Annotated in this window: 12 protein-coding genes and 1 pseudogene; 11 read left to right on the forward strand and 2 right to left on the reverse strand. The window is 72.3% G+C overall.

The window, feature by feature from the left end; translation table 11 throughout:
• On the forward strand, positions 1 to 2,145 hold a 2,145-nt coding region (locus G5C65_RS20770; protein WP_478501607.1), incomplete at its 5' end, for an NACHT domain-containing protein.
• 10 nt (positions 2,146 to 2,155) lie between these two features.
• Here the strand turns inward: G5C65_RS20770 and G5C65_RS20775 are convergent.
• Entirely contained in the window at positions 2,156 to 2,332 is a 177-nt protein-coding gene (locus tag G5C65_RS20775) for a hypothetical protein (protein WP_165300394.1), read from the reverse strand.
• 388 nt (positions 2,333 to 2,720) lie between these two features.
• Here G5C65_RS20775 and G5C65_RS40785 point away from each other — a divergent pair.
• From G5C65_RS40785 to G5C65_RS20785, 4 genes and pseudogenes are all read left to right on the forward strand, one after another.
• A pseudogene (locus G5C65_RS40785) lies at positions 2,721 to 3,011 on the forward strand (Scr1 family TA system antitoxin-like transcriptional regulator); the annotation flags it as partial.
• A 19-nt stretch (positions 3,012 to 3,030) separates the two neighbouring features.
• Entirely contained in the window at positions 3,031 to 3,288 is a 258-nt protein-coding gene (locus G5C65_RS40790) for a Scr1 family TA system antitoxin-like transcriptional regulator (protein WP_420903339.1), read from the forward strand.
• Positions 3,264 to 3,470, forward strand: coding sequence for a DUF397 domain-containing protein (locus G5C65_RS40795; RefSeq protein WP_165300402.1), 207 nt, complete (start codon positions 3,264 to 3,266; stop codon positions 3,468 to 3,470). The genes G5C65_RS40790 and G5C65_RS40795 overlap by 25 nt, the downstream gene beginning before the upstream one ends.
• Before the next feature lies 1 nt (position 3,471).
• Positions 3,472 to 3,927 (forward strand): nuclear transport factor 2 family protein, encoded by a 456-nt coding sequence (locus G5C65_RS20785; protein WP_338146557.1) that lies wholly within the window; start codon positions 3,472 to 3,474, stop codon positions 3,925 to 3,927.
• Here G5C65_RS20785 and G5C65_RS20790 read toward each other — a convergent pair.
• Positions 3,902 to 4,354 carry a MarR family winged helix-turn-helix transcriptional regulator gene (locus tag G5C65_RS20790; protein WP_165300395.1) on the reverse strand — a complete coding sequence of 151 codons (453 nt, stop codon included), beginning with the start codon at positions 4,352 to 4,354 and terminating at the stop codon, positions 3,902 to 3,904. The two genes, G5C65_RS20785 and G5C65_RS20790, sit on opposite strands and share 26 nt — an antisense overlap.
• A gap of 85 nt (positions 4,355 to 4,439) precedes the next feature.
• Here G5C65_RS20790 and G5C65_RS20795 point away from each other — a divergent pair, with 85 nt between their 5' ends.
• The 6 genes from G5C65_RS20795 (at position 4,440) to G5C65_RS20820 (ending at position 11,375) form a co-directional block, all read left to right on the forward strand.
• The gene (locus G5C65_RS20795; protein ID WP_165300396.1) at positions 4,440 to 5,363 is read left to right on the forward strand and encodes a quinone oxidoreductase family protein; all 924 of its coding nucleotides are present in this window, start codon (positions 4,440 to 4,442) and stop codon (positions 5,361 to 5,363) included.
• A 67-nt stretch (positions 5,364 to 5,430) separates the two neighbouring features.
• Positions 5,431 to 6,372, forward strand: a complete 942-nt coding sequence (locus tag G5C65_RS20800) for a hypothetical protein (RefSeq protein ID WP_165300397.1) — start codon at positions 5,431 to 5,433, stop codon at positions 6,370 to 6,372.
• A 12-nt stretch (positions 6,373 to 6,384) separates the two neighbouring features.
• Positions 6,385 to 6,639 carry a hypothetical protein gene (locus tag G5C65_RS20805; protein WP_165300398.1) on the forward strand — a complete coding sequence of 85 codons (255 nt, stop codon included), beginning with the start codon at positions 6,385 to 6,387 and terminating at the stop codon, positions 6,637 to 6,639.
• Between the two features lie 59 nt (positions 6,640 to 6,698).
• Positions 6,699 to 8,099 (forward strand): class II fumarate hydratase, encoded by a 1,401-nt coding sequence (locus G5C65_RS20810; RefSeq protein WP_165300399.1) that lies wholly within the window; start codon positions 6,699 to 6,701, stop codon positions 8,097 to 8,099.
• A 167-nt stretch (positions 8,100 to 8,266) separates the two neighbouring features.
• Positions 8,267 to 8,947 carry a methyltransferase domain-containing protein gene (locus G5C65_RS20815; protein WP_165300400.1) on the forward strand — a complete coding sequence of 227 codons (681 nt, stop codon included), beginning with the start codon at positions 8,267 to 8,269 and terminating at the stop codon, positions 8,945 to 8,947.
• Between the two features lie 166 nt (positions 8,948 to 9,113).
• Positions 9,114 to 11,375 carry a SpoIIE family protein phosphatase gene (locus tag G5C65_RS20820; protein WP_420903338.1) on the forward strand — a complete coding sequence of 754 codons (2,262 nt, stop codon included), beginning with the start codon at positions 9,114 to 9,116 and terminating at the stop codon, positions 11,373 to 11,375.
• Positions 11,376 to 11,405: the final 30 nt, after the last annotated feature.

An 11,405-nucleotide genomic window follows, 5' to 3' on the forward strand; every position in this document is an offset into this window, starting at 1 on the left:
GCCCTGCTCCCCTCCCCCGGCCTCGCCCTCGACCTCATCGAGTCCGGCCGCCTGCTGCCCGTGCTCGACGGCTTCGACGAGCTGCCGCAACCGGTCCGTGCCGAGGCGCTCACCGAGCTGCGCCGCACCCTCGCCGACCCCGCGCGCGCCGTGCTGACCAGCAGGGAAGCCGAGTACGTCGGGGCGGTCAACGCGGCGCACGGCCTCCCCGTGCCCGGCGCCCGCGCCATCCGCCTGCGACCGCTCACCCCGCGGGACGTCGCCGCCTACCTGCCGCGCACCAGCGCCCGTACGAACGCGAAGTGGCGCCCCGTACTGCGACGGCTCACGGACTCCGCGGACACCGCCCGGGACGTGCGGACGCTGCGCGCCGTGCTCCGCACCCCGTTGATGGTCGCCCTCGCGCGCGTCGCGTACAGCGAGAGCGACGACGACCCCGCCGAACTCCTCGACACCCACCGCTTCACCACCCGGAAGGAAGTCGAACGCCACCTGTACGACGGCTTCCTCGCCGCCTCCTACGGCCGTGACGCGCCACAGGCCACCCGCTGGGCCGCGTTCCTCGCGGCCCAGCTGCGGGACGCCAGGCAGCAGGATCTCGCCTGGTGGCGGCTGGACGGGGCGATGCCCGGCGCCGTACGGGCGCTGTCCCTGCTCCCGAGCGCGGTGGTGGCGGCCCTCACGGTCCACCTCCTGGGAGTCGGCCCGCCCCTGAGGCTGCCCGCGTGGCTCCTGACGGGACTGGGCCTGTATGTGATCTACGTGGCGGATCTGCTCTTCGGGGAACAGCCCCGGGAGCCCCAGCAGATACGGCGACACCGCCCGGCACGGAAGAAGCAGCAGGGGCAAGGGCAGGGGCAGGAGCGGCAGGGCTGGCCGGGCGGCATCGGCTGGGCCGGGAGAACGATCGCACCGAACACCGTCACGTGGCTCTTCCTCCCGCTCTTCTTCGTGGCCCTCCACCCCGAGGCGCAGGAGCGGCTTCCCCTCGGGCGGGTGACGCTGCTCGCCGCACTCCCGGCCGTCGTCCTCGTCCTCTTTCTCGACCGCCTGCGAACGACCGCCGATCCGGACGCCGCCGTGGAGCCCGAGCGGCTCCTGCGGCTGGACCGGCGCTCCGTACTGACACTGGGCACGGTGGCGCTAGGTGTCACCCGCCGGAACGGGAACGGGAGTACGGAGGTGCCGCCCCTGCGCTCGCGGTGTTGCGTCGGGCTGCTTCCGCTGCCTCCCGCATGGTGGGTGCTGGCGACGACGCTCGTGCTCTGGCACGTCTACGGCGGATACGGGACGCTCACCGCCGGATCCTGGCTCCTCGCTGTCGCCGGGGCCGCGCTCTCCGCCTTCCTCCACGACCTCGCGCTGTCCGCGTGGGGCCGCTTCACGCTGGCCCGTGCCTGGTGGGCCTCGCGTGGCCGGTTGCCCTGGCGTCTGATGGAGTTCCTGCGAGACGCACACCGCAGGGGCGTGCTGCGCCAGGCCGGCGGCGTCTACCGGTTCCGCCACATCGAGCTGCGCAATCGCCTGGCGGAGGTGCACACGCCGCCGGCGTGGCACCGGAAGCGACTCGGCCGCACGCGCCGCCGCTACGGCCCGGCGTTCCGCATCACCGAGTGCATCGCGGCGCTGCTCCTCATCCCGCCCGTCCTCGGCACGTGGATCGCCCCTCCCCCGTGGCTGATCCGGGAGATTCCGGCCGCCTGCTCGCTGCTGGACAGGCAGGGCCGCAGAGCACTGCTGCACGACCCACAGGTCGTCATCGCCACAGACGCCACGTGCAGGCTCCGGGAGCGGTCATCCAACCGTCCCCGTATCGAAGTGGACGTCACACTGAAAGCCGAGGGAAACATCACCGACATCTGGGACCGCGCGGCCCCGGCCCGTAAAGCGTTCGAGCTGAGTCTCCACTCTGCGCGGCGCCGCCCCGTCGAAAGGTCCAGAATCCGGACCGACATCGCCCTCGCCGACGAGGCGTTCCGCGTCGTCACCCCTCCCTCGCCGGAAGGCGACACCGCGCAGGCCCGATTCGTCGCACGCGAGAAGAACCTCCTGATCGAGGTCCGGTACGCCGAGGAGGACGGCACGGTCCGGCGGGTGACCGCAGTCGCCGAATCCCTCCTCCGCGAGGCCCTCAGCCACCGCTGACCGCGCGGTCTCACCGCCCCCGGCAGTGGGGCTCGGCGTGCAGGTGCTCCGCCTCGACGCGGCTGAGCGTGAGTGGCGCGTCGGCGGCGTGTCGTCCGTCCCGGAGGATCCAGAGCGGGAGCCGTACGCGGTTGTCGTCGGTGACGGAGACGCGCTTGCTGGGGATGCGGTCGATGCGCCAGGTCATGGGGACGCCTTTCGTTACTGAGTGTTGCCGTTCGCGCCTCCAGCGTGGCGGTCTGTGTCTACGCTCGTCAGCGGGGTGCCGTAGGCCAAGAAGCCCGCGCAACGAGGGGGTTGCCCTGTCCGAGACCAGCATCGGCACGGAGCCGTCCGGCCGTCAGATCCTCGCCACCGAGGTCGCGCGCCTGCGCGCGCAGGCGGGTTGATCCCTCGCCGAGGTCGGGGACAAGGTCCACTACGACCGCACGTACATCTGCCGCCTGGAGAAGGGCGAGTCCATCGGCTCGTCCACGGTCGTCAAGCGCCTGGAGCGGGCGTTCGGCGTCCATCATCTGATGCCGATCTGGGAGTTGGCGCGGGAGGAGGTGATCAAGGACAAGTACCAGGACATCATGGACCTGGAGCGCCGGGCCGCTATGCGCCACGAGTTCGTGGAGGGCGTGCTGCCGGGCTCGCTCCAGACGGAGGAGTACGCACGCGAACTCCTCGGCACCGTCCCCCGCCGCACCGAGCAGGAAGTGGAGGAGCAGGTCATCGCGCGGATTGGCCGCCAGGAGCTGCTGCACGGCAGCGAGGCGGCAACGTACCGCGCCATCCTGGACGAGGCGGCGCTGCGACGCGAGATGCGCGACAAGGCCGCGTGGCGGCGGCAATTGGAACATCTGCTCGTCATGGCCGACCTGCCGAACATCACCCCTCCAGGTGTTGCCGTTCAGCGCCGGGCCACTGCACTCGCTCGGGGGATCCATCACGTTGCTGTGGCTGGCGGACGGGAAGTGCCTCGCTTACACCGAAGGTTCGTACGACGGCCGCGTCTTCGCCAACCGGAAACACGTCGAGTCCCTGCACCTGGCATACGATCAGCTCAGGGACGCCGCGCTCACCCCGCACCAGTCCCGGGCATTCATCGAACGGCTCCTGGAGGACTGTCCGCCATGCGATCCCGCCGACCCGACCTGAGCTCAGCGTCGTGGCGTAAGTCCAGCTACAGCAACGCCGACGGCGGCAACTGCCCGGCGGTCGCCGACGGGCACCCGAACGCCCTCGTCCCCGTCCGCGACAGCAAGCACCCGCACGGCCCCGTGCTGCTCTTCCCGGCCGCCGCGTGGGCGGCGTTCGCCGGCGTCACGCAGGGACACTGAAGTGGCCGACATCAGCCCCCGCGACGTCCTCGCGCGCTTCCAGCAGGCGATGCTCGACAAGTCCGCCGACGACCTGGCCGAGCTCTACGCGCCCGACGGCCTGCACGAGTTCCCGTTCCTCTCCCCCGGCATGCCCGACCGGTTCGAAGGGCGGGAGGAGGTCCGCGCGGGCTACCGGGCGGCCTGGGGCCGGAGCCCGGCGCAGCCGCAGGAGATCCGCGACGTCGTGGTGCATGAGAGCACCGACCGCGAAGTGCTCACGGTCGAGCAGACCGTCGCCGGGACCGTGACGACGACCGGCCGGCACTTCAGCTTCCCCGGCCTCCTGGTGATGCGGGTGCGTGACGGCCAGATCGTGCACATGCGCGACTACATGGACGGCCTCGGCGTGGCCCACGCCATGGGACGCCTCTCCGATGTGGCCGCCCGCCTCAGCGGCAGTTCCTCGCAGGGGTGACGACCCGCTCCAGCATGTCCAGGAACACCGCCCGCTCGGCGGGCGACAGCGGCTCCAGCAGCGCGGCGTTGGCGCGTCGCGCGGCCTGCTCGCAGCGGTCGAGCAGCCGTTCGCCCTCCGGGGTGATCCGTACGGCGTTCTTCCGGCGATCGGACGCGTCCGGCTCGCGCAGCAGATAGCCGTCCGTCTGCAGGTCGTTGAGGATGCCGACCACGTCCTTGGGGTCCAGCGCGATGCTGCGGCCCAGTTCCGCCTGGGCGATCGGCTGGAGGTCGGCCACGGCGGCGAGGACGACGTGGTGCCACATGCGCTGCCCCTCCTCCGCCAGCGCCTCGGCGACGAGGCCGCGCCCGCGCGCGGCGCAGCGGCCGAGCAGCCAGCTCGGCAGGGTGCGGATCCTGCTCGGGGCGGGAGGGGTGTCAGCCATACGGGAAGCCTAACCGGTCATCGTTGGAGTTCCCCATGGAATCCGCGTATCGTTGGGCTCCCCAACGAAATCTGGAGGCTCCCCCATGCGCCGCATCCGGCATATATCCGGCAACCTCACCCTGGAGGACGCCCCCGTCCCCGCGCCCGGACCCGGCGAGCTCCTCGTCCGCACCGAGGCCATCGGCGTCACCCTCCCCGTCGTCCGCAAGCTCCGCGAGGCCGGCGGGAGCGCTCCGGAGCCCATCGGCGGCGAGATCGCCGGAACCGTGGCGGCCGTCGGCCCGGACGTCACGGAGTACGCGCCCGGTGACCGGGTCACCGGGCTCTGCTTCGGGGACGCGTACGCCGAGGCCGCCGTGCTGCACACCGCCATGGCCTCGGCCGTCCCGCAGGGCGCCCGCGCCGGCGACGCCGTCGCACTGGTGCGCGGCGGCGTGGTCGCACTGGGCGCGCTGGAGGCGGCGGGCCCCCGCCCCGGCGAGTCCGCGCTCATCACCGCGGCCGCCGGCGGGGCCGGGCATCTGGCCGTGCAGCTCGCCCGGACGCGCGGCGCCGCGCGCGTCGTCGCCGCCGTCAGCGACCCGGCGGCCAAGGGGGACTTCCTGCGCGACCTCGGCGCGGACGAGGTCGTCGCGTACGACGCGCCCGAGGGCTGGCCGGGGCCCTTCGACTACGTACTCGACGCGGTCGGCGGCGATCTCCTCACCCCCGCCGTCCGCGCCCTGCGCGACGGCGGACGCCTCGTCGCCTACAGCTCGGGCGGCGGCACGCTCTCCGCGTACGACCTGCTGGTCGGCGGCCGGACGGTGACCGGCTTCCAGATCGCCCGCATCGCCCGCGACCACCCGGAGACATACGCCGCCTGGCGCGACGAGCTCTGGGGCCTCTTCGCCGACGGCGCCCTGCGCCCCGCCGCAGCCGCCGAGTTCCCCCTCACCCGCGCCGCCGAGGCCCACGCCCTGATCGACCACCGCGTCAACCTGGGGAGGGTCGTCCTGACACCGTGAGACCCGTACGGGTGAACTACCGTCATATGACGGGAACATAGTCGCACGGTGCGATTCGCTGCTTCCCATGGTCAAGTCACCACACGAGGCGCGCCATCACGTAATCCGAGAGTTCCCTGAGATTCTCGAACGCGCCTTCAGCATCCTCGATCTGCCCAGCACGGGCAGCACCGACATCGAATTCCCCAGCTGCGATCTCACCGAGATCCGCCCCGTGGAACGCCGGGTGGACACCCTCGTACGGATCTCCTGCCGCGACAGCGGGCGGAAGTACCTTGTCCTCGCCGAGTCGCAGTCGGGCAAGGACGAGGACAAGGGCCGGAGCTGGGCCTACTACCTGAGCTATCTGGCCAACAGGTATCCGAACGAGCACCCGCTGCTGCTTGTCATGTGCGACCAGGAGCGCGTGGCCAAGTGGGCGATGGGACCGTTCCACATCGGGCACGGTTCGAGACCGAATCTCACCGTCACCCCGTTCGTCACCTGGCCCGGCAATATCCCCGAGGTCACCGACCAGGAGCGTGCGGCGGAGGACCTGCCATTCGCGGTGTTCTCGGTGATGACACACGTCCACGGACCCCGCATCGGGGACATACTGAAGACGTTCGCCTACGCCCTCAGGAAGGCTGAGGATCCCACCATCTACGCCGATCTTGTGGCCAGCGCCGTCGCAGGCACCGCAGCAGCCGAACACTGGGAGAATCTCATGGCAGCAGGAATCTTCGAACTCAACGGGCCCGTCGCTGAGGGACTCCGCGAAGCAGGTCGCGAAGCAGGTCGCGAGGAGGGAGAGGTGAAGAGGGCAGCCCAGTGTCTCCTCCAGGCACTGCAGAAGCGAGGGCTCAGGCTCACGGCCGAACAGAGCACGCGCATCAGCGACTGCCACGACCTGGAACTCCTCGACCGCTGGTTTGACCGTTCGCTCACTGCCACCAGCGTCAGCGAGGTCTTCCGCGAGGATGGCGAGGACAGCGGCCACACCGCAGCAGACAGCGCGGAGGCCCCTTAGGGGGTGTTTGACGTGGAGGGTCTCGTCGCCGAAATGCTGCGCACGCAACGTCACGAGCAGGGGTACCTGCGAGGAGCCAGGCGGGTCCGGATCGAGGACCTGCTCCTGGTTCTGGAGATCTACGGCATCACGCTGACCCCGGGCGAGCGCGCACGCATCACCTCCTGCGACGACGACATCCTCCTCGATCGCTGGTTCGAGCGCGCCCTGACCGCCAGCACCGTCCACAACGTCTTCGACGGAAACCCCCGCCCCACCGAAGCCTGACCCAGTCAGGGAATGTCCGGCCCGGTGCGCGATGCTGATCGTTACGGAGGTGCACACGTATGACCGACAACACCGCGTATCGGACCGAGCACGACTCGATGGGGGAGGTACGCGTCCCCGCGCACGCCAAGTGGCGGGCCCAGACCCAGCGCGCCGTGGACAACTTCCCCGTCAGCGGCCAGCGGCTGGAGCGGGCGCACATCGAGGCGCTGGCCCGGATCAAGGCGGCGGCGGCCGTGGTCAACGGGCGGCTGGGGGTCCTGGACAAGGACCTGGCCGAGGCCGTGCGCGAGGCCGCCGAGGAGGTAGCCGACGGAGCGTGGGACGACCACTTCCCGGTCGACGTCTTCCAGACCGGGTCCGGGACCTCCTCCAACATGAACATGAACGAGGTCGTCGCCACCCTCGCCGCCGAGCGCCTCGGCCCCGGCGCGCACGTGCACCCGAACGACCATGTCAACGCCTCGCAGTCGTCCAACGACGTCTTCCCTTCGTCCATCCACATCGCCGCCACCGCCGCCGTCACCGGTGAGCTGATCCCCGCGCTGGACCACCTCGCCGCCGCGCTGGAGCGGAAGGCGGAGGAGTTCGCCAACGTGGTCAAGTCCGGGCGGACGCATCTGATGGACGCGACCCCCGTCACTCTCGGACAGGAGTTCGGCGGATACGCCGCACAGGTGCGGTACGGCGCCGAACGGCTCCGCGCCTCCCTGCCCCGCCTCGCCGAGCTCCCGCTGGGCGGTACGGCCGTGGGCACCGGCATCAACACCCCGCCCGGCTTCTCCTCCGCCGTGATCGAGGAGGTCGCCCGCGCCACCGGGCTGCCGCTGACGCAGGCGCGCGACCACTTCGAGGCGCAGGGGGCGCGCGACGGGCTCGTGGAGACCAGCGGTCAGCTCCGGACGATCGGCGTCAGCCTGACGAAGATCGCCAACGATCTGCGCTGGATGGCCTCGGGCCCCCGCACCGGCCTGGCCGAGATCGCGCTGCCCGACCTCCAGCCCGGCTCGTCCATCATGCCCGGCAAGGTGAACCCGGTGATCCCGGAGGCCGTGCTGATGGTTGCCGCGCAGGTCACCGGGAACGACGCCACCGTCGCCGCCGCCGGTGCCGCCGGCAACTTCGAGCTGAACGTGATGCTGCCGGTCATGGCGAAGAACCTGCTGGAGTCCGTGCGGCTGCTGGCCGCCGCCTCCCGGCTGCTCGCCGACCGCACCGTGGACGGCATCACCGCGAACGCCGAGCGGGCCCGGGAGTACGCGGAGTCCTCGCCCTCCGTCGTCACCCCGCTCAACAAGTACATCGGGTACGAGAGCGCCGCCGCCGTCGCCAAGAAGGCCCTGGCCGAGCGGAAGACGATCCGCGCCGTGGTGCTGGAGGAGGGCTATGTGGAGCGGGGCGAGCTGACCCTTCAGCAGCTGGACGAGGCGCTGGATGTGCTGCGTATGACCCGCCCCTGACCCCGGGCCGCCCGGCGGGTGTGCAACACGTGCCCGCACCCGACTCCCGATGCCCCTTGCTACGCCCCCATACTGCAAACGTAGGATCAACGTCCGTAACCCGGACCCTGAAAACAACTTCCCTCGGTCCCCGAGGACTTGACAGGCGGCCAGAGAGGAGCCGAGTCGTGAGCGCCAGTGACGGGCACGGAGCGTACGGCGCCTTCGACCGCGCCAGCGTCGACAGGTCGGGACAGGCGGACGCGTTCGACGCCATCGGAGACCGGTACGACGAGGCGTTCCCGCACAAGGAGGGGCAGATAGCGGCCGGGCAGTGGCTGGCGGGGCTGCTCCCGCCGGGCTCCCGGGTCCTCGACGTCGGCTGCGGAACCGGACTGCCCACCGCACGTCAACTCAGCGCCGCGGGACACCGGGTGACAGGCATCGATGTGTCGCCTGTCATGCTGAAACTGTGCCGCGACAACGTTCCGGAAGGGGACTTCCGCCGCGTCGACCTGGCCGATCTGGAATCCTCCGGGCTCGGCCCGTTCGACGGCTCGACGGCCTTCTTCTCGCTGCTGATGCTCCCCCGTGCGGAGATCCCGTTCGCGCTGCGCATGCTGCACGAGCAGATCCGCGACGACGGCCCGCTGGCCCTCGCCATGGTGGAATCGGACGTGGACGACTTCGCCATTCCGTTCCTGGGCAACACGGTGCGGGTATCGGGCTATCTGCGGGACGATTTGCGCCGGGTCGTCAGCGAGGCGGGATTCGAGATCGCGAGCGAGGACGCCTACGCGTACGCTCCCGCGAGTACCGACGTACCGCCCGAGATCCAGCTCTTCCTGCACTGCCGACGACGCCCATAGACCGCGAGCACCCAGCGCTGGGCGTGCGCCGGAGCGCAGCCCCGGATGGATGGAAACCGAACGCGTGACGGAGCACGAGAAGTCTGCGGCGAGCAGCACCGCCGAGCCGACGCCGCCCAAACCCACGGGCACCTCCCGGTCCGGTCGCGGGGGCCAGCCGGGCCCCGTGACCCACGCGGGACCCGCGGGTCACGAGGGCCCCGGAAGCTACGGAGGCCACGGGAGCCAGGCGGATCAGCAGGGCCGCACCGGCCCCGCCGGTGCCGGGGGTCACGAGGCCGCCGGCCGCCGCAGGCCGGACGAGCAGCCGCCGACGCCCGCGGCGGCGCAGGCGCAGGCGCCACCGGCGTCCGCGCAGGCGCGGCGGCGCGACGGGGAGAGCGCGGGTGAGCACGTGCCCAGTGAGGCCGGAGCGGACGGCGGCGAGGCGGAGCGGGTGGAGCGCGAGCGCAGAGGCGGCGACCGGCTGCGCTTCGTCGGGGCCGCCACGCGCCGGATCGCCCGCGGCGTGGACCTGGACGAGACGGTGCTGGGCCTGTGCCGGGCGAGTGTGCCCGCGTACGCGGACGCGATCCTGGTCTATCTGCGCGACCCGCTGCCGGTCGGCGACGAGCGGCCCACAGGACCGGTGGTCCTGCGGCTGCGGCGCAGCGACCGGATCCCGGAGTACCCGCAGTTCACCCAGGTGACGGCCGCGCCGCAGGTCCCCGAGGCCCGGACACCGGGCGAGACCCGTCCCGCGCGCGGCGAACGCGAGGCGCCCGCGCCCGGCGACTCCCGGGACGCGGCCGGCGCCGAGGGTCCGGGGGAGACCGGGGACGCCCAGCACAGCCGGGGCTCCCGCCCCGAGCGGGAGCGGGCGGCCTCCGGACCGCTGCTGCCGCTGCTCGGCGGCGCGCCGCCCACCGCCGACGGCGGGCACGGGCTGTCCGGCACGGAAGGCGGCGGCGGACCGGCCGACGCCGGCGGGGGCGGGGGCGGAGCCACCGGTGCCACCGGGGCCGCCGGGGCCGCCGCTGCCGAGCTGGCCCATGTGCGGCCCGGCGGCCCGCTGGCCGAGGTGCTGCGCGGCGTACGGCCCGTCTTCGCCGACTCCCCCGCCGCCAGCGCGGCGCTGCCCGAGCTCCTCGGCCCGGGGCGGGACCTGCCCTCCGGGCACCGGGCCGTGCTGGCGCCACTGCGCGGGCGGCGAAGAGTGATCGGCGCCGCCGTCTTCCTGCGCCGCCCCGACCGACCGGCGTTCGAGCCGGACGACCTGCTGATCGCCGCGCAGCTCGCCACCCACACCGCGCTGGGCGTGGACAAGGCGGTGCTGTACGGCCGCGAGGCGTATATCGCCGACGAGCTGCAGCGCACCATGCTCCCGGACGAGCTGCCGCAGCCCACCGGCGTCCAGCTCGCCAGCCGCTATCTGCCCGCCGCCGAGACGGCCCGGGTCGGCGGCGACTGGTACGACGCCATCCCGCTCCCCGGCTCGCGGGTGGCGCTGGTCGTCGGCGATGTGATGGGCCACTCCATGACCTCGGCGGCGATCATGGGCCAGCTGCGCACCACGGCGCAGACGCTGGCCGGGCTCGACCTGCCGCCCCAGGAGGTGCTGCACCACCTCGACGAACAGGCCCAGCGGCTCGGCAGCGACCGCATGGCCACCTGCCTGTACGCCGTCTACGACCCGGTCGCGCACCGCATCATCGTCGCCAACGCGGGCCATCCGCCGCCCGTGATGCTGCACCGCAGCGGCCGTGCCGAGGTGCTGCGTATACCGTCCGGGGCGCCGATCGGGGTCGGCGGCGTCGACTTCGAGGCCGTCGAGCTGGACGCGCCCGCGGGCGCGACACTGCTGCTCTACACCGACGGCCTGGTCGAGTCCCGGCAGCGCGACGTGTGGACCGGGATAGAGCATCTGCGGGAGCGGCTGGCGGCCACCGCCCGGCTGACCCGCCCCGGCGCTTCCGCTCCGCTGGAGCCGCTGTGCGACGAGGTGCTGGACATCCTCGGCCCCGGGGACCGGGACGACGACATCGCGCTGCTCGCCGCCCGCTTCGACGGCATCGCGCCGAGCGATGTGGCGTACTGGTATCTGGATCCGCGCGCCCAGACGGCGGGCCAGGCACGGCGGCTGGCCCGGCGCGCGCTCGCCCGCTGGGACCTGGAGGAGCTGACGGACCCGGTCGAGCTGCTGGTGAGCGAGATCGTCACCAACGCGGTCCGGTACGCGGAGCGCCCCATCACGCTCCGCCTGCTGCGGACGGACACCCTCCGCTGCGAGGTCGGCGACGACGTGCCGCAACTGCCGCGGCTGCGGCAGGCGCGGGCCACGGACGAGGGCGGCCGCGGCCTCTACCTCGTCAACCGCCTCGCGCGGCGCTGGGGCGCCACCCGGCTGTCGACGGGCAAGGTGGTGTGGTTCGAGCTCGCCCTGCCATAACGGCTCCGGCCGCAGCCGGAAACCCCCGAC

Source organism: Streptomyces boncukensis (assembly GCF_011045075.1).
GTDB lineage: Bacteria > Actinomycetota > Actinomycetes > Streptomycetales > Streptomycetaceae > Streptomyces > Streptomyces boncukensis.